Origin of the sequence: Chitinophaga sp. NPDC101104 (genome assembly GCF_050277495.1) — a bacterium.
Lineage (GTDB): Bacteria > Bacteroidota > Bacteroidia > Chitinophagales > Chitinophagaceae > Chitinophaga.
Genome location: NZ_JBNNSF010000004.1, coordinates 51,039 through 69,074 on the forward strand (window position 1 = coordinate 51,039; position 18,036 = coordinate 69,074).

The window sequence follows — 18,036 nt, forward strand, 5'->3', positions numbered from 1 at the left end:
GTCAAATCCATGGCAGATATCGTTATCATCGGCGGAGGCATCGTTGGGCTGTGCTCGGCGTATTATCTCCACAAAGACGGCCACCGCGTTACCGTGCTCGACAAGGGAGACATTACCGGCAACTGCTCCTACGGCAACGCCGGCATGATCGTGCCCAGCCACTTCGTGCCGCTGGCTTCGCCCGGCATGATCAACCGCGGCATCCGCTGGATGTTCGACAGCAAAAGTCCTTTTTACGTGAGACCGTCGTTCAGCCGGGAGCTGATCGGCTGGGGGTTACAATTTATGAGACATGCGAATGTGAAGCATGTGAAACGTTCCGCCGCACCCCTTCGCGACCTGTCGCTGCTGAGCCACCGGCTGTATACCGAGCTCGCGGCGCAACCCGGTTTCGATATGGGGTTGCGGCACCGGGGCATTCTCGCATTCTTCAAAACGGAAAAAACCGGAGAAGAGGAATCGCACCTCGTGGAAGACGCCAGGGCATTGGGTTTGGACATGGCCGTGCTGAACCCCGCGGAATGCAAAGCCCTCCAGCCCGGGCTCGAACTGGACGTACTGGGCGCCGTTCATTACCGCTGCGACAGCCACCTCACGCCCATGACGCTCATGGACGCGCTGCAAAAACACCTCACGGAAAATGGCGTTACCATCCTGAAACACCACGAAGTCGACGGCGTGGAAATGGAAAAGGGCGTGTTGAAATCGGTACTGGCAGGTGGAAGGAAGTTTACGGCCGACCGGTTCGTACTGGCGGCCGGGTCGTGGTCGCCGGAGGTGGCGAAAACCATGGGCATCGGCGTTTCGCTCATGCCGGGAAAAGGTTACTCTTTTTTACAGCAAAACCCTAACGGGATCGTGGAAGTGCCGGCGCTGCTTTGCGAAGCAAGGGTGGCCATTACGCCGATGGACGGCCGTATCCGCTTCGGGGGAACGATGGAGCTCGGGCGGATGAACGACAAAATAAACATGAAACGCGTGGAAGGCATCGTGTCTTCCATCCCCGCTTATTTCCCCAACCTGAACGTGAAAATGCCCGCTGCCGCGGATGTCTGGCATGGATTCAGGCCTTCTTCGCCCGACGGGCTGCCTTACATCGGGTTTAGCAGAAAACTGAAAAACCTCGTGCTGGCAACGGGCCACGGCATGATGGGGCTGAGCCTCGGCCCGGCTACGGGATTGATTGTCAGTCGATTGATCTCGGAACAACCCGCCGACATCGATCTTTCCGCCTTCTCGCCCGACCGATTTTGACCATAATTTACCGGATTTTAACCTGAATGGGGTTTGCAAATCCAGGGATGGGGTAAAAAGCGTAAATTAAGGGACGCATTCCGGCTATGAAAGTATTACCATTCACCATACTCTATCCAGATAACAAAAGCGTGATCGCAGAGCGGATCGAGCAGCCGCATTTTTATCCGCACCTCCACCGGCACGACGAGTACCAGCTCACGCTCGTGGAACGGGGCGAAGGCATGCTGCTGGCCGGGAACAATATGCATGCCTTCAAAGCCGGCGATGTTTTCCTTATCGGCAGCAACCTGCCCCACCTGTTCAAAAGCAATCCTGAATTTTTTGCGGCAGACAGTGGAAAATCCATCAAGGCATCGTCGTTGTACTTTAACATCAAAGGCACGATTGGCGGGCTTTTCAACCTGCCGGAAATGAAAATGCTGAAAACCTGGCTCCAGGCGAACCAGCATGGTTTTAAGACCGACATTGCGCACTGCCCGGAATTGCCGAAGCTGATAAAATCGGTGCACGATGCCGTTGGGCTCGATGCGTTGCATCGCTTTCTCGACGTATTCACCTCGCTGCAAAACCTGCGGCACACCGAGCGGCTGTGCCCTGCGGATTATTCTGCGGACCTGTCTGAAAGCGAGGGGATGCGGCTGGGGAGGATCCTCCATTTCGTCATGCAGCGCTATCATACCCACGTTACGCTCGACGAAGTAGCGGCCGTTGCCTACATGACGCCGCAGGCGTTCTGCAGATATTTCAAAAGACATACGGGCCGCAGTTTCGTGACGTTCCTCAACGAAGTGCGCATCAACGAAGCCTGCAAAAGCCTCACCCAGACCGTGAACCCCGACGGCATCTCCGAAGCGGCTTACAAGGCGGGCTTCAACAGCATCACCAATTTCAACCGGGTGTTCAAAAGCGTGAAAGGCCGTTCGCCGCGCGCCTACCTCGCCGAATTCCAATCCGTCAATACGTACCAGGGACTATAAATTCTGACGAAAACGCCGTTCCCGCTGACGAAGCGCACTCATCCCCGCACCTGCCCATCGAAATACGCCCTATCTTTGCCGCGATATAAATTTGATTAACCCTACTCCTGCAAACCAACACAACATGAACATCAACATTATCAACCCAACCATCCCATCCAGACAAATCCGCGCCCGGTTCGACGAATCTACCATCACCGTTTACCAGGCTTACAACCCGGCCATCGCGCAGGCTGCCGTTCGCCACCAGACCTTCGTTTCCCCGTTCAAAGTGGAGCGCATGACGTGGATCAAACCGTCTTTCCTATGGATGATGTACCGCTCCGGATGGGCCACCAAAGAAAACCAGGAGCGCATCCTCGCCATCCGGCTCAAAAGAAGCGGCTTCGAGCGCGCGCTGGAAAACGCCTGCCTGTCGCACTTCGACGCCAATGTTCACCGCGACCATGAGCAATGGCAATCGCTGGTGAAGCATACGGAAGTCCGCGTGCAATGGGACCCCGAGAAAAACATCCACCTCCAAGAACTTTCGTACCGCTCCATCCAGATCGGGCTGTCCGGCTCGGCCGTGCGTTCGTATGTCAATGAATGGATCGTGGGGGTGGAAGATATTACGGCGTATTGCCAGACTATCCGGGAAACGCTGACGGCCGGGCAAGCGGAAGCTGCTGCGGCCATGCTTCCCGCAGAAATGCCGTACGATTTGCCGCCGGCCACAAAATCCATCATCGGCGCGTTCTGAAAATGAAGAAGCCCGTGCGGCGGCACAGGCTTCAACGATTATTTCTGATTAATTATTCCCTTACTCCGATCGGCGTTCGCAATGGTTCCGCCAGGCAAGGCAGCGCATGCTTTTCATCACACATCGTTCTCCATCGCCATCATCGCCGCTTCGAGCTTATCAACGTCTACCGTAAAATCGGCCGTATGTGTTTCCGCGCTGGTGGCCTGGCTTAGCATGTAGTAATATTCGATATCCAGGGCAGAGGCCTGGTTGAAGAAACAGTTGAGGTGCGATTCGCCTTCGTTGCGGATTTCCAGCAGTTTGGTACCCGGTTGCATGAACAGCATATTGGTGAGCCCTGCGCCGTGGAGGCCCAACAGAATTTTCGTTTCTGACATCAAACGGATTTGCGTGGCGAAATCGTAATCTTCGAAATAATGCACTTCATATCCGTGTTTGTCCATGAGGACGGTTACTTCGGCTTCGTTGAGGATCCTGCGGCGGATGGCTTTTTTCCGGCTGATGAAAATTTTCCGGAACGGTGTTGCTCCCGGTTGCACAAACCGGTTGCGCAGACTATTGATGGCCGACTCGCTGAAATGACCCGTGGGAGCGGTGTGCGCAGGCAGTACCATTTCCTTTGTACGAACGATGCGGCGGATGCTGTAGTACTCCCACCGGAAACCGAGCATGCGCAGCGATGCTTCCACGTACGGCTTCTCGCGGTAACGCTCCGGCAGCAACACCACGTGCGAGCTTTTCAATCCTTCTACCGCCAGGAGCCGCGTGAGAGCGTCAGACAGCCAGTGGTAATACTCCGCGCTCCATTCGTCGGTGATCCAGATGGCTTTTTCCACACGCTTGCCGGGCAGGGCATACAAATACAGTTTCTTGAACTGCGAAAACCTGGAAAACGGGCGGATGTGGGTGTAATCGTTGGCAAAACGGAATTCCGACGGGTTAAAAACCGCGTGCTTGATAACGGAGGCGTTGCGGAGCACGAGGGTTTTCCGCTGGGGGATTTCCAGGGTGAACGCGCCTTCGAACAACGCCCGGTCTTTTTCATCGTAGTTGCGGGGGATTTTCCGGGTAACAGTAATGGTCCCGGCAGGGCGGGATTGTTTCAGCATGCTGATGGTTTCCATACCGTAAAAATACGACTGCCGGCTGGTACGGCCAAAGAATCATATCATAATAAGTTATGATTTGAGGAGCCAGATGCGTGTCACCATATTCAATAGCAACATCACGATCAGCAACAGCATCCACCACGCTCGTTTCCGCGTCTTTTCAGGGATGTTTTTATTTTTCCTGATCCAATTGATCCCCCGGATGCCCACGGCCACGAAAACGATGGCGCAGGGCACCGCCAGCCAGGGATCGGACAGTACAACCGTCCCCATCATCGATACGAAGAGCAGCGCCATGATCCCCAGCGCGCCCGCCTGCATCGTCTTCACAGGTGCGCCGGCATCGATGGGATGCAGTGCCTGGAGCGCCGATTCCAGTTCAGGGAGGTTCTCGAGGTAATTAGGTATGTACAGCGTATCGGTAGCAGATTTTCCACGGACCACGAAATGCCCCTGCTTCATTTTGCTGATCGACTGGATTTCGCGGTGATAAATCCCCTGCATCTCCATCCCGTCCATCTCGCGGATGATCATCGTGTCGGTGATGACGATCGTCAGCGACGCCATGGGCGCCAGCGCTTTTTTCAGCCGCATCCGGTGCCAGACGACCATCGCTACCGCCAACACGGGAAATATGACCAGCTCTGTCCGGAATACTTCCGGATCGGCGGCATGGTCCGTGAAGTACATCATACAGAAAGCAAACAATAACGCTACCGACAGGATGCCGATAAACCGGAGAGACATTTTCCGGGCCATGGCTTGCATGGCGGGAGGATTTACTTTGAATTCAGGCACAGGGAGATCGAATTTCCGGCAAGATAATCATTAGCCGTCAATCCGGGTCCGACGGCGGCCAGGCCCGAAATCCACCTTGAGCCATTAATAATTGATTTTCAACACGATACAAGTATTTCCTTTTCCTTCCCGCCCGGCTTACCTTTGCAACTTATGGGTAGCAATACCTATAGCCCCTGTACACACCAATCGTAATTTTGCCTCAACATGTTGCGCAGCTTATTTTTCCTCCTGCCGGGATTGCTTTTTTTCCACCCCGTTTTTTCGGACGCACCGCGCCCGGGAATCCCGCCGCAAAAGATCGCGTATCCTTTGCTGCTGGAAGATCCGGGGAAGCAGCTCACGATCGGCGACGTAGTGGCGCGCAGCGGGGATTTCAGGCGGTCTGCGGATGCGGTAGCCATTCCCGGCGCCACTTCCTCGGCATGGTGGGTGAAGTTCGACGTCGAGAACCCGGTGGATGAAACGCTGTATCTTTCCATCGCTTCGGCAGGACTGCAGGAGATCGATCTTTACCATGAAACCATTCCCGGGCAATTCAGTAACGTCCGCTACCGTTCGGGCGCTGCGGGCGACGGGCGCATCATCCAGTCCAACATGCCCCTTTTACCCATGCACGCGCCGCCGGCAAAACGCACCACCTATTATCTCCGGGTAACCGGCAACGCCGTGATGCGCCTGCGCATGGAAGTCGCCGCCATTGAATATCACCTCGAAACACAGCACGAAGACGATTTCATCCACGGCATCTTTTACGGCATCCTGGTGGCGCTGATGATCTACAACCTCTTTGCGTTCATCACCCTCCGCGACGTATCCTACCTGCTATACGTGCTCTACATCCTTTTTTCCGGGTTGTCCACGCTCGTCCTCAACAACTACATCGCCGTCTTTTTTCCCAGCGCGCGCTGGCTCAACGAAATGACGACCGTGCTGCCTGGCGGGATGCTGTTCGGCGTGCTGTTTACCAATACTTTTTTACGGGTGAAGGAACATGCACCGCTGGTGCACAAACTGCGCGTTCCGCTGATGGTTTTCCTCATCGCCATCCCGTTAATGGCTTTATTCGTATCCTGGCCGGTGATGTACATCGTATTGGAAGCCGCGATTTATATCACCTTCGCATATTGGCTGGCGGCGGGCATTTCGGTGTATGTGAAAGGGTTCAGGCCGGCCGTGTATTTCCTGGCGGGATTCGGATTGCTCATCGCATTCGGTGTGGTATATAACCTGCGGGACAACGGATTGCTGCCCGACAACGCATTCACGCGGCATGCGGCGCAAATCGGCACGGCGCTGGAAGCGATCATCCTTTCCTGGGCGCTCACCAGCAAGGTAAATTTTTACAAGCGCGCGAAAGAAACCCTTCAGCTCCAGGCGATGGAACAAAGCAGCGCGTTCTCCAAAGAAATGATCCGCATGCAGGAACACGAGCGCAAGCGCATCGCGTCGGAGCTGCACGACAGTGTGGGCCAGCAGCTTATCCTCATCAAAAACCGGCTGCTCCTCCTGCGCAACAAAACCGAAAACGACGCGCAGTCCATTTCCGGGGACATTGCCGGGAACGTGGCGGATACCATCCAGGAAATCCGGAATATATCCTACTCCCTGCGGCCTTACCAGATGGATATGATGGGCCTTACCCAAAGCATCCAGAGCCTGGCAGAAGAAACCGGCGACGGCGCCAACGTTTTGATGGACGCGGGGATCGACAATATCGACCATCTTTTTTCCCCCGAAAACGAAATCAATATCTACCGCATCGTCCAGGAATTGCTGAACAATATGGTGAAGCATTCCGGCGCCACGAGGTGCACCCTGCGCGTGCACCGGGCCGTTTGGCTGATAAAAATCGTGGTGACCGACGATGGGGTCGGTTTCGGGAACGCGAACGAAAACGGCTTCGGCCTGCTGAGCATCCGTGAGCGCGTGCAGATCATGGGCGGCCAGTTCATCATTCATCCCGGCGAGGGCAAAGGCGCGGCGCTCTCCGTCAACATTCCCATCTCGTATCATGAAAACACTTGATATCCTCATTGCTGACGACCATCCGATCTTCCTCAAGGGCCTTCGGGAAGTGATCGAATCCGGCGGCGATTTCCGCATCATCTACCAGGCCGCCAACGGGCGCGATGCGATAGAAGGCATCCGATCCAAACGGCCAGACGTCGCCATTCTCGACATCGACATGCCGGAGCTGAACGGGCTCCAGGTGGCGGAGGAAGCCCTGCTTCACCAGCCGGAACTGCCCATCGTGCTGCTCACCATGCACAAAGTGAAAGACGCATTCATGAAAGCCCTGGAGATCGGCATCATGGGGTACGTGCTGAAAGAAAACGCGGTGGTGGACGTGATCCACGCCATTCATTCGGTAACGGCGGGCAACGCGTACATCAGTCCGGAGATGTCTACTTTCCTGCTGCGGCAAAAGCACAAATCGCCGACGGGCGCGGCGGAGATGATGGCCACGCTCACGCCATCGGAGTACCGGATCATCCACCTGGTGGCGGCTTACAAGTCGAGCCGGGAGATCGCCGAAGAGCTGGGCATCAGCGAAAAAACGGTGAGCAACCACAGGATGAATATTACGCGGAAGTTGTCGCTTTCCGGGAAAAACAGCCTGTTGCGGTTCGCCATCGAGGCTACGGGCGGGAGCAAGCCGGTGTTTTAGGGGCAGAACAATCTCGTGGGTTGGTTTGTATTAATGGTAACCAAAATTCAAACCCACATGGAAATCAAGTCTTCCACCAAGTACTTTGCGGAAATGATCGGCACGTTCGCCCTGGTATTTTTTGGGTGCGGCGCGGCCGTGGTATCGGGGGTAAGCGCCTCCGGGCCTGCGGGCATCGGGTTGCTGGGGATCGCTTTCGCTTTCGGGCTGGCGGTGCTGGTGATGTGCTACGCGATCGGCGGCATTTCGGGCTGCCATATCAATCCCGCCATTACCATCGCCATGCTGACCGCCGGCAAGATCAAGGCGGCCGACGCGCTGGGGTACATCATCGCCCAATGCATCGGCGCAGTGATCGCCGCATGGGTGTTGTGGACCATCCAGAAAGGGCTTCCCGGCTGGCAACTCGGCGAATGGGGCCTGGGCTCCAACGGCTGGGGAGAAGGGTACGGCGCAGGATATAACACCGCTTCGGCGTTCGTGGCGGAAGCAGTGCTCACCTTCCTCTTCCTTTTCGTGATCTTCGGCGCCACCGGCAAATGGGGCAACGGCACCACCGCCGGCGTAGCCATCGGCCTTACCCTCACCTGCATCCATCTTTTCTGCATTCCCATCACGGGCACTTCCGTTAACCCCGCCCGCAGCCTCGGCCCCGCCATTTTCGCCGGCGGCAACGCTTTATCGCAGCTCTGGCTATTCATCGTAGCCCCCATCGTTGGCGGCATCGCCGCGGCGCTCGTTTGGCGCGCGATGGACAAATCCTAAGCATCATTACCCATATAATTAAGTACTACTACCGGTGCGGCAAGGTTCTTGCCGCACTTATTTTTGCTGCCGTACAAAGACCTCAAAACCGCGCGATCATGGTACGGCAGGGATCCGTTATTTACAACCCTTACAACCAGGAGCAGTTCACTTTTCTCCAGACGCACGCCAGTACCGGCGGCGCTTACCTCCAGATCGCAGCAGTGGTAGGCCCCGGCGGCGAAACGGCCTGCGGTGCCCATCGCCACCGCCACCCGCTGCAGGAAGAAAAGTTCATCGTTCATTCCGGCAGCCTGTGGATGCAATCCGGCAACACGGCACGGTTGTACCACGCGGGCGACCAGGTAGTGATACCGCCCGGCACCGCGCACGCATGGCGCAACGGCAGCCATACGGAACCGCTGCATTTCACGTACGAGATCGCACCGGCCATGCAGTGGGAAAGTATCCTCGAAACATTATGGTCGCTGTCGCAGAAAGGCGCGTTCAATCGCAGGGGCATTCCCTGCTTCCTGCAGCTGGCGGCCACTTTGCACCGCTATCCGGACCATTGCTACATGGCTGGCGTACCGGTCACATTGCAGAAATGGGCATTCCGGATGCTGGCCGTATTGGCGAAATGGCTGGGGTACCGGCCATTCCACAAGTATCGCGGGGTGGGGGGATTATGATGCAACCTGTTTTACGTCGCACGATAAGTTATTAAAGACGCTTCTATGAAGAGATGGTATGGCTGGAACGTGATCCGGTCTTATCAATGAAGCCGAAACAAGGCCGCGCTGTTTCCAGCGCGGCTCTTTTTTATCATCGTCCAATCGTTTCCTTCACGCCGGCCCTTACCGCTTTCGCAGCTTCGACCATATTGCGGAGCGCGGCTTCCGTTTCGGGCCACTTCCGGGTTTTCAGTCCACAATCCGGGTTCACCCAGATGTTGCGCGCCGGCAGATATTCGGCGGCTTTGCGGAGGAGGGATTCCATTTCGGCTACAGACGGCACCCGCGGCGAATGGATGTCGTACACTCCGGGCCCGATCTCGTTCGGGTATTTGAAATCCGCGAAAGCCTCCAGCAATTCCATTTGCGACCGCGACGTCTCGATCGTGATCACGTCTGCGTCCATCTCCGCGATATGGCGGATGATGTCGTTGAAATCGCTGTAGCACATGTGCGTATGGATCTGTGTCCCGTCCTGCACGCCCGATGCGGAAACGCGGAAGGCGCGCACGGCCCAGTCGAGATACCGTTCCCGGTCAGCCTTGCGGATCGGCAAGCCTTCCCGGATGGCGGGCTCGTCGATCTGAATGATGCCGATCCCCGCCCGCTCCAGCGCCACCACTTCGTCGCGGATTGCCAGGGCGATTTGTGCCGTGGTTTCGGAACGGGGCTGATCGTCGCGGACGAAAGACCATTGCAAAATAGTGACGGGCCCGGTCAGCATTCCTTTCATCGGCAGCGCCGTACACGATTGTGCGAACACCGACCAGCGAACGGTCATATCCTGTTCGCGGCTCACGTCCCCGAAAATAACCGGCGGCTTTACGCAGCGGCTGCCGTAGCTCTGTACCCAGCCGTGTTGCGTGAATGCGAACCCTTCGAGTTTTTCCCCGAAATATTCCACCATGTCGTTCCGCTCGAATTCGCCGTGCACGAGCACATCCAGCCCGATATCTTCCTGCAGCCGGACCGTTTCCCGCGTAGCGGATTCCAGCGAATCGTCGTATTGCGCCTGTGTAAGATCGCCTTTTCTGAATGCGGCCCTCAGCGCGCGGATATCCGCCGTTTGCGGGAAAGAACCGATCGTGGTGGTGGGGTACATCGGCAGCCGGAACCTGCGCTGCTGCAATGTTTGCCGGTGCACGAAACCGGAAGCCCGTTGCGCATCGCGCTCCGAAATGGCCGCCACGCGCGCTTTCACGGCGGGCTTGTGGATGCGGGTGGATGCCCCCCTCGCGGCGATGGCCGTTTCGTTGGCCGCCAGCAAGGATGTTTCGCCATGGAATATCCTGTCCAGCTCCGCCACTTCCTGCAGCTTCTGCCGGGCGAACGCCATCCAGGATTTCAGTTCTTCATCGAGCTGCGTTTCCAGCTCCAGGTCGGCCGGCGTGTGCAGCAGGGAGCACGACGGGGCTATCATCACCCGGTCTTCCCCCAACTGGCTGACCGCTTTTTGAATGAACGGCAGCGAACGGCGGTAATCGTTTTTCCAGATGTTCCTTCCATCGATCAGGCCCAGCGACAGCGACATTTTCGGCGGCAGCAGCGGCAGGAGTTGTTCCAGCTGCGCGGGGTCGCGCACCAGGTCGATATGCAGGCAGCACACGGGCAGGGAGGCGGCCAGTCCCGCATTGTCGCGGAGCCCTTCGAAATAGGTCGTCACCATGGTGCGGAGGCCTTTGCAATGTTTCGCTATCTCCGTGTAGGCGTAACAGTAAGCTTCCGCCGCGCCTTCGGGGAGGTCGGTGGCGAGGAAGGGCTCATCGAGCTGCACCCAGGCGGCACCGCGGTCGCGCAGGCGTTGGAGGGCTTCGATGTAAACGGGGAGCAGCCGGGGCAGCAGGCTGAGGCGGTGGAACCCGGGTTCTTTTTCCTTGCCGAGCAGCAGGTAGGAAACGGGGCCGATCAGCACGGGTTTCGGCGTAGCGGCAAGCTGGTGCTTCGCTGCGTCGAAGGCGTTGAAGACTTTGTTGGAGAAGAGCCGGAAAGACTGGTCTTTGCGGAATTCCGGCACGATGTAATGATAGTTCGTGTCGAACCACTTGGTCATTTCCATGGCGGTGAGATCGAGGCCATGTTCCTGGCATCCGCGTGCCATGGCGAATGCGAGATCGGTTTCGGTGTTCTGCGGCACGTCTGTGACCACGGGCGCGTACCGGTCGGGAATGGCGCCAACGAGGAGCGACATGTCGAGCACATGGTCGTAGTAACTGAAATCGTTGCAGGGGATGAGGTCCATCCCTGCGGCCTGTTGCAGGCGCCATTGTTCTTCCTGGAGACGTTGTGCGGCAACGGTCAGTTCCTGGCGGCCGATGCGGCCTTGCCAGTACGCTTCGCAAGCTTTTTTGAGCTGGCGTTGGGCTCCCATGCGCGGGTAGCCGAGGGTGTGTTTCAGCATAGCAAAAACGTTTTTAAGACATTAATGTGGATTAATGCTCCTTACGGTTTTCGTATGCTTTCAGGAAATGTGAGTAGGCATGGAACGGCGGGGCATACGTTGCCCATGACGGTCCCGACCATTGCTTCAAATCGCGAAAGCAAGATCTTTCATAGCGGGCAAGTATCCTGGCTTGTAACATTACCGCCGTTCTTCTCATCCTGTTCAGGTCAGGACAATGAACGCCTGGGGCGGTAACTCTGGCAGTTACTTACAGTTGCGCGACAGCCCGTGATTTGCACACGGTTCCTTTTTAAATCCGGCTTTCGCCGGCTACCACGCTATGGAAAATATGAATTGGGTAAAGAACTCGGGACCAAAGATAGGAATGTCCGCATTCAAAACCTATCCGCCGGGCTTGTTAATGCGCATTAACCAATAAAAACTTTGGCACAGTATATGCAAAGTTGGGTCTGACCGGCTTATACCTAGTAGATTGAATATTACCGGAAAGCCATATAAAAGATTCAGACGTATACCTGTATACTCGCCTCTATTTTTATTGAAACTTCCACTTTAGCAGCATGTACCTAACGTACCGCTTTATTTGCGGCAGGCCTTCGTATGCCTGTGCTGCAGTGGGCAACAGCGACTCGTATATGAAAAGGATATTGGTAATTGAAGACGATTTATTAATGATCCATGTAGTAGAGCTGATCATTAAGAAGGAAGGACACCATGCAGATCTGGCATACAACGGAAAAGAAGCGGCCATGTTATTGGGGACGTATGATTACGACCTGGTGATCGCCGATCTGAAGCTGCCTTTCCCCCATTTAGAAGAACTTTCAGCGCAATTGCGCGCCCAGCGCGGGCGGCGTAGTTTGCCTGTTATCATGATACTGCCCGCCTATTTCGTTATGGACAGTATTTCTTCCTGGTTCGGCATGGAAGCGGAAGAAATCATTATAAGGCCTTTCAGTCCACTCGAGTTGACCACAAAAATCCAGGCGCTAGTGAACTGACGCGCCTCTTCTTTCCTCACCCGGCCCTCCGGTCACGGCTCCCCCCAGCAGGTGACCGGCGCCGGTCAGGAAATCCCCCGCTCCATCTTCATACACCAATTCATTTGTATCATCAACCCCGTACCACCTGGCATAAGGTATTTATACCCGGAAAGGCGGATATTTGCCCCATGGATATTTTTACCATTTCGGTGGACGAGCGCCGCTTCGAAGTGAAGCCTTTCGTGAAAGGCTATGGCATGGCGTTTCATGTCGATACGGGCGACGGGCTGGTGATCTTCGAGCTGGACGAGGAAGACAGCCTCCGCGCCATCTCTCAGGGCCCTACCCCGCCGGATTCCGCACTGGTAGGCCGCATCGCCGATGCGATCGTGGCGCACTTCGGATGATTTGCCAATATTTTTAGCTATATTTGCTAATGAAATTAGCATCATGATCGCCCTGGTTGACTGCAATAATTTTTACGTGAGCTGCGAAAGGCTCTTCCACCCCGCCGTCCTTCACCGCCCCGTGGTGGTGCTCAGCAATAACGATGGCTGCGTGATCTCCCGCTCCGAAGAAGCGAAAGCCCTCGGCATCCGCATGGGAGCGCCGGCCTTCTTCATGGAAGACCTGCTGGAGCGGAACCAGGTCGCGGTCTTTTCCTCGAATTACACCTTATACGGCAGCCTGTCGCAGCGCGTGATGCAGGTGCTCGCCGGCTTCGTGCCGGAAATGGAGGTCTACAGTATCGACGAAGCCTTCCTCGATATCACGGGCCATGCGTCCCCCGCTACGCTGGCAGCGGCCATCCGCACAGGCGTGCTGCACAACGTCGGAATGCCCGTTTCCGTAGGCGTGGCGCCCACCAAAACCCTCGCCAAGATGGCCAACCGCGCCGTCAAAAAATCCAGGCTGCCCGAAGGCTTCCTCGTGCTCGACTACCCCGGAAAAACCACGGCCGTACTCGCCGCCACGCAAGTGGAAGACATCTGGGGCATCGGGTCGCAATACGCCGCCATGCTTCACCAGAAAGGGGTCCACACGGCGCTCGACCTATCCCGCGTGCCCGATGATTTCGCGCGGCGGGAACTGACCGTTCAGGGTCTGCGGCTGGTGCATGAGCTGCGCGGCATTCCGAGCATCGGGATGGAGGAATCGGCGCCGGCGAAAAAAGCGGTGTGCGTGGCGCGCTCGTTCGGGCAGTTGCTCACCGAAAAGGACGATATCCGCGAAGCCCTCGCCAATTACGCCGCCGTGGCCGCGCAGAAGCTGCGGGCACAGGGCTCGCGGGCCTCCATCATCCAGGTGTTCGTACAAACGAATAATTTCCGCGGACAGGATGCGCAATATCACCGCTCCGTGAACGTCCGGCTGCCCGTGCCCGCCAGCAGCACGCGGGAACTCATCCGCCAGGCGCTCCTGGCGCTCGACCGCATCTTCAAACCAGGGTACAATTACAAGAAAACCGGTATCGTAGCGATGGACCTGGTGCCGGATTCGCAGGTGCAGGAAAACCTCTTCGAATCCACCGACCACGAAAAGGAACGCAAGCTCATGCAGGCGCTCGACGGAATCACGCGGCACTTTGCCGGCAAACCCGTGCTGCGCTTCGCGGTGCAGGGCGGCGACAAGAAATGGGCGCTGCGGCAGGAACGGCTTTCGCCGTGCTACACCACGCGCCTGGAAGAAATCATCAAAGCGAAAGCGGAATAAATGACGGCATACGACCGATGATGAAAGCAATCACCCAACATAGCGCCACCTGATGCACAACCCGCTCGCCATATTACGGCCCGCCGTGCTGGAAGGGCTCCTGGCAGCGGGGCACCGCTGGTTCGTCCGGCAGCAATATCCCCGCGGCATGCACCCTTCGCTGAAGGCGGCATTCCTCATGTCGGCATACCGGAATATCGGGGAAGCGCGCGCGCACCTGGAAGCCATCGCCGCCGATCCGCAGCGGCGCGTCTACGACGGGAACGATGCGGCCGACCGGGAGCGCCTATTCACCGCAGCCGCACAACCCGACGGATATGCCATCTACGTGAGCCTGCTCGCCAAACGGAAATGGAGCCCCGATCCCGCAACGGGAGCGGCGATCAAACAGTACGTCCGCGCACATACCAACTGGAAGCCCGACCGCAAGGAAGACCTCCACGTGTCGCTGTTCATCCAGTTTGGCGAACTTTTCCTTAATTTGAAAACGAAACAGGAAGAAATCAAAATACCCTTTTCCGACATCGAAAAAAGCTGATCCCATGTGTTACGACCTTTCCTTCTCCGCCAGCATCGCCTCCGTGTTCGACTATCTGCCCGAGCTCAAAGACATGGGACAGCTGGACCTTCACTTCGAGCCCACTTTCCACAAAGTGGCGCAAGCGTACCCCAAATGGCCGGTAGTACTGCAGGATAATGGGGAATTCAAGCTCAAAAGGTTCGAATGGGGCGTGATCCCCAACTACATGAAAACACCGGAAGAAGTGAAGAAAGGAAGGAAATGGATGGTAAACGCCCGTTCCGAAAAAGTGCTCGACACCAAAGCCTACTGGAACCGCATCCGCAAAAACCGGTGCCTCGTTCCTGCCACCGGATTCTTCGAGCACCGCGAAGTGCCCGGATGGAAAAATAAAGTCCCCTATTACATCCACGTCAAAGACCGCGATATCTTCTTCATCGCCGGGCTCTACGCCTGGTCGCACCTCCCCGATCCGGAAACCGGTGAAATCCCCGGCACGTTCACGCTCATCACCCGCGAAGCCAACGATGTCATGAAACGCATCCACAACGGCGGCGACAACGCCGGCCGCATGCCGCTCATCCTCCCGCGCGAACTGGAAAAGGAATGGCTGCGCCCCGACCTGACAGACGAAGGCATCAAATCCATCCTCGCTTACGCCATCCCCTCAGACGAGCTGGCGTACTGGACCGTCAACTCCGTCCGCAAAGCGAAGCCCGACGACGAATCCGTGATCGCCGAAACCTCCTGGGCCGATCTGCCCGCATTATAATTTTCATTGGGAAACTAGCTCGCCCGGATAATACGCAACGGGAAGGGCGTCTGCTGCCGCGCCTGGCGGATGTATTGATCGATAACGTTATACAGCCGGTCGAATTCGATGGGCTTAATAAGATATTCGTTCACGCCCGCGGCTTTGGCTTCGTTCTGCTGTTCGCGGAACGCATCCGCCGAAATGGCGATGACGGGAATATGCTTCAGGTCGGGATCTTTCCGGATCTGTACGATCACTTCGCGGCCGCTCATGCGCGGCATGTGCATGTCGAGGATAATGATGTCCGGATGCACGGCGCGGGCGAGGCGAAGCCCGTCTTCCCCATTTCCGGCGATATGCAGGTTGATGCCCACGTGCGAGAAAAAGCGCTCCATGATGAGCTGGTTGATCTCACTGTCTTCCATAAGCAGCACGCGGGTTTCGGAGGGGAACGATTGGTATTCCGCCTGCGTTTCCAGCGGGTTGGGAGCTACTTCCATGCCGGCCATGGCGGCTTCTTCCACGAGCGGAAGGGTAACGGTGAACGCGGTGCCCATACCGGGTGTGCTGCGAACGGAGATGGTGCCGCCCATCATTTCGACGATGCGCCGGGTGATGGTGAGGCCCAGCCCCGTGCCGCCGTAAGTTTCATGGATGGTGGCATCGGCCTGCTCGAACGGCTGGAAGATGACGCGCTGTTTGTCTTCCGGGATACCGATCCCTTCGTCGGACACGCGGATGCACCAGTGCGCCGGTTCGCGGCGGAAAACGTGGAGCGTTACCTTTTTATTCTCGGGTGAGAATTTAATGGCGTTGCCGAGGAGGTTATTGGCGATTTGGGTGAGATGGATGCGGTCGCCGCAAACGATGCCGGGCAGGCGATTGTCGATCTGCAACTGGATGGCCACGCCTTTGACCTGCGCCGCGTTCTGGTAGATGGTCGAAATGCCGCGGAGCCATTCGCGGAGGTCGAAGGGCTCGGGCTGCACCTGGTCGATCTTTCCGGCTTCGATGCGGGCGAGCTCGAGTACGTTGTTGACGATTTCGAGCAGGCTGTGGCCGCTGGTGCTGATGCTTTCGATATAGGCCAGCACGCTCTGCGGGATGCGGTTGCGGTTGTCGGGTTCGTTGAGGAGGAGGTACGTCATCCCGATGACCGCGTTGAGCGGGTTGCGGATTTCGTGGCTGATTTCCCGGAGGAAGGCGGATTTGGCGGTATTGGCTTTTTCCGCGGCGTCGCGGGCTTTGGTGAGCTCTTCCCGCGCTTCTTCCAACAGTTTCAATTGCGCGGTGAGCATTTTATCCTGTTCGCGGAGCTGGCGGTTGCTGCGCTTGAGGTGCTGGATGGCGTCGTCCATGGCGATGTTGCTGGCCAGGAGATCTTTGGTACGGTCGCTCACCTCCTGTTCCAGATGTTCGTTGTAAGCTGATAGTTTCACGTTCGCCGCTTTCAGTTCGGCTTCCTTGTCGTTCACCAGTTTATTCTTCTCGAGGAGCGTTTCATTGCGTTTGTGCAGGCGTTTTACGAGGCCGGAGATATTGATCTGGTAGAAACTGATCACCATATAATTCAGCGCCAGCACAACCGACATGATCATCCACCGGAAAATATAGAGTTCGTCCCGCGTCATGGCCATGGGCGTCACCACCTGGAAGTAATAATTGGTTTCGAGGAGGATGAGGCAGGTGAGGATAAGGCAGAGGCAGTACCAGCGCAATTCTTTTTCGTGCGGGGTGCAGATGAGCAGGGGTACCCCGATGAGGAAAAGCCCCAGGAAATGTACCTGCGTACTTTCGCCGAACGTGGCGCCATAATACAGCATCACGAGGCAAAACACGAGCATGAGGGTGAACTTGGCCGTTGCGTACCGGCCGATGCGGTTGAACGCGAGTACCGACAAAAAGCCGCCTACGAAGCCGAGCGCGGTGTAGAGAATGGACCAGTCGCCGGAGATCCATGCGAGGCTCACGCCACAGAAGGTGCAAAGCAGGGCGGTGATAAAACTGAATGAGTTTACCACCATCAAGCGCTTCACATCTCCCTCCCGATGGTCGGGTTGAAGGCCAACACGTTTAATTTTATTGAACCACTCCGTTAACATTCAAAAAACGCTCTACTATAATTTACGGAATTTTCCCGACAGGCCGAGTTAAATCTTTTGCGGTACAGCCCTGTTTGCCCCCGGTAAACAGCAACAAGCCATTAACAAATCGCGGTCCGGCAAAAAATTAGCCCGATAAACATCGGGCCAGGGCTGATAACTCTCCAAAATTTATATTGAACTTACTGGTATCGGCGGTCATGGATGCAACGGGAAATTAAGGACACACATCGGTAGGTTTTGTTAAAATATCGTTAACGGAAGGGGCTTAAAATAACAAGTCCGGGGAGACCCCCAGACCTGCTAAATACGCTCCAATTTAACTACATGGAAGAATGCCCCTTTCGGAACACCCCGTCCATGGTCCACCAAAATTAGGATCGGACAATGCCAACAGGTGTTAAATGATTGTTATTGATATCGTAAGGAAGACTAACGTGTTTGCATTTTATTAAATTGATGAAGATCAGGAACTGCGCCTGACCCGCATCAGGACAGCCCCCGTTCCGCCATCCTAATTTTGTGCAA

16 protein-coding genes and 1 riboswitch are annotated in these 18,036 nt (G+C 56.4%); of the genes, 12 read left to right on the top strand and 4 right to left on the bottom strand.

The window, feature by feature from the left end:
- Positions 1–9: 9 nt before the first annotated feature.
- The 3 genes from ACQKLP_RS23970 (at position 10) to ACQKLP_RS23980 (ending at position 2,976) form a co-directional block, all read left to right on the top strand.
- Complete coding sequence (locus ACQKLP_RS23970; RefSeq protein ID WP_427325570.1) at positions 10–1,254, top strand: NAD(P)/FAD-dependent oxidoreductase; 1,245 nt, start codon at positions 10–12, stop codon at positions 1,252–1,254.
- Between the two features lie 86 nt (positions 1,255–1,340).
- On the top strand, positions 1,341–2,234 hold the full coding sequence (locus ACQKLP_RS23975; protein ID WP_427325572.1) for an AraC family transcriptional regulator: 894 nt from the start codon (positions 1,341–1,343) through the stop codon (positions 2,232–2,234).
- Between the two features lie 124 nt (positions 2,235–2,358).
- On the top strand, positions 2,359–2,976 hold the full coding sequence (locus tag ACQKLP_RS23980; protein ID WP_427325573.1) for a DUF4291 domain-containing protein: 618 nt from the start codon (positions 2,359–2,361) through the stop codon (positions 2,974–2,976).
- A 116-nt stretch (positions 2,977–3,092) separates the two neighbouring features.
- On the opposite strand, the gene ACQKLP_RS23985 is transcribed toward ACQKLP_RS23980, so the two are convergent.
- Positions 3,093–4,088, bottom strand: coding sequence for a glycosyltransferase family 61 protein (locus ACQKLP_RS23985; RefSeq protein ID WP_427325575.1), 996 nt, complete (start codon positions 4,086–4,088; stop codon positions 3,093–3,095).
- Between the two features lie 69 nt (positions 4,089–4,157).
- Positions 4,158–4,856: a hypothetical protein gene (locus ACQKLP_RS23990; protein ID WP_427325577.1), complete on the bottom strand. Its 699-nt coding sequence runs from the start codon at positions 4,854–4,856 to the stop codon at positions 4,158–4,160.
- Positions 4,857–5,093: 237 nt separating this feature from the next.
- Here ACQKLP_RS23990 and ACQKLP_RS23995 point away from each other — a divergent pair, with 237 nt between their 5' ends.
- The 4 genes from ACQKLP_RS23995 (at position 5,094) to ACQKLP_RS24010 (ending at position 8,993) form a co-directional block, all read left to right on the top strand.
- Positions 5,094–6,914: a sensor histidine kinase gene (locus ACQKLP_RS23995; protein WP_427325579.1), complete on the top strand. Its 1,821-nt coding sequence runs from the start codon at positions 5,094–5,096 to the stop codon at positions 6,912–6,914.
- Complete coding sequence (locus ACQKLP_RS24000) at positions 6,901–7,557, top strand: response regulator transcription factor (protein WP_427325580.1); 657 nt, start codon at positions 6,901–6,903, stop codon at positions 7,555–7,557. The genes ACQKLP_RS23995 and ACQKLP_RS24000 overlap by 14 nt, the downstream gene beginning before the upstream one ends.
- A 57-nt stretch (positions 7,558–7,614) precedes the next feature.
- Positions 7,615–8,322: an aquaporin Z gene (gene aqpZ / locus ACQKLP_RS24005; RefSeq protein WP_427325582.1), complete on the top strand. Its 708-nt coding sequence runs from the start codon at positions 7,615–7,617 to the stop codon at positions 8,320–8,322.
- Between the two features lie 98 nt (positions 8,323–8,420).
- Positions 8,421–8,993, top strand: coding sequence for a cupin domain-containing protein (locus ACQKLP_RS24010; protein ID WP_427325584.1), 573 nt, complete (start codon positions 8,421–8,423; stop codon positions 8,991–8,993).
- Positions 8,994–9,126: 133 nt separating this feature from the next.
- Here the strand turns inward: ACQKLP_RS24010 and metE are convergent, their stop codons facing one another.
- Positions 9,127–11,433 carry a 5-methyltetrahydropteroyltriglutamate--homocysteine S-methyltransferase gene (metE, locus tag ACQKLP_RS24015; RefSeq protein ID WP_427325585.1) on the bottom strand — a complete coding sequence of 769 codons (2,307 nt, stop codon included), beginning with the start codon at positions 11,431–11,433 and terminating at the stop codon, positions 9,127–9,129.
- 140 nt (positions 11,434–11,573) lie between these two features.
- Positions 11,574–11,769, bottom strand: a riboswitch (cobalamin riboswitch).
- A 302-nt stretch (positions 11,770–12,071) separates the two neighbouring features.
- Here metE and ACQKLP_RS24020 point away from each other — a divergent pair.
- From ACQKLP_RS24020 to ACQKLP_RS24040, 5 genes are all read left to right on the top strand, one after another.
- On the top strand, positions 12,072–12,437 hold the full coding sequence (locus tag ACQKLP_RS24020; protein WP_427325587.1) for a response regulator transcription factor: 366 nt from the start codon (positions 12,072–12,074) through the stop codon (positions 12,435–12,437).
- 170 nt (positions 12,438–12,607) lie between these two features.
- The gene (locus ACQKLP_RS24025; RefSeq protein ID WP_341841776.1) at positions 12,608–12,826 is read left to right on the top strand and encodes a hypothetical protein; all 219 of its coding nucleotides are present in this window, start codon (positions 12,608–12,610) and stop codon (positions 12,824–12,826) included.
- A 43-nt stretch (positions 12,827–12,869) separates the two neighbouring features.
- A complete protein-coding gene (locus ACQKLP_RS24030) occupies positions 12,870–14,132 on the top strand; it encodes a Y-family DNA polymerase (RefSeq protein WP_427325589.1) in 1,263 nt (420 codons plus the stop codon).
- 52 nt (positions 14,133–14,184) lie between these two features.
- Positions 14,185–14,670: a hypothetical protein gene (locus ACQKLP_RS24035; RefSeq protein ID WP_427325591.1), complete on the top strand. Its 486-nt coding sequence runs from the start codon at positions 14,185–14,187 to the stop codon at positions 14,668–14,670.
- A gap of 4 nt (positions 14,671–14,674) precedes the next feature.
- A complete protein-coding gene (locus ACQKLP_RS24040) occupies positions 14,675–15,424 on the top strand; it encodes an SOS response-associated peptidase (protein WP_427325593.1) in 750 nt (249 codons plus the stop codon).
- A 14-nt stretch (positions 15,425–15,438) separates the two neighbouring features.
- Here ACQKLP_RS24040 and ACQKLP_RS24045 read toward each other — a convergent pair whose 3' ends face one another.
- Complete coding sequence (locus tag ACQKLP_RS24045; RefSeq protein WP_427325595.1) at positions 15,439–17,442, bottom strand: ATP-binding protein; 2,004 nt, start codon at positions 17,440–17,442, stop codon at positions 15,439–15,441.
- Between the last annotated feature and the right edge of the window lie 594 nt (positions 17,443–18,036).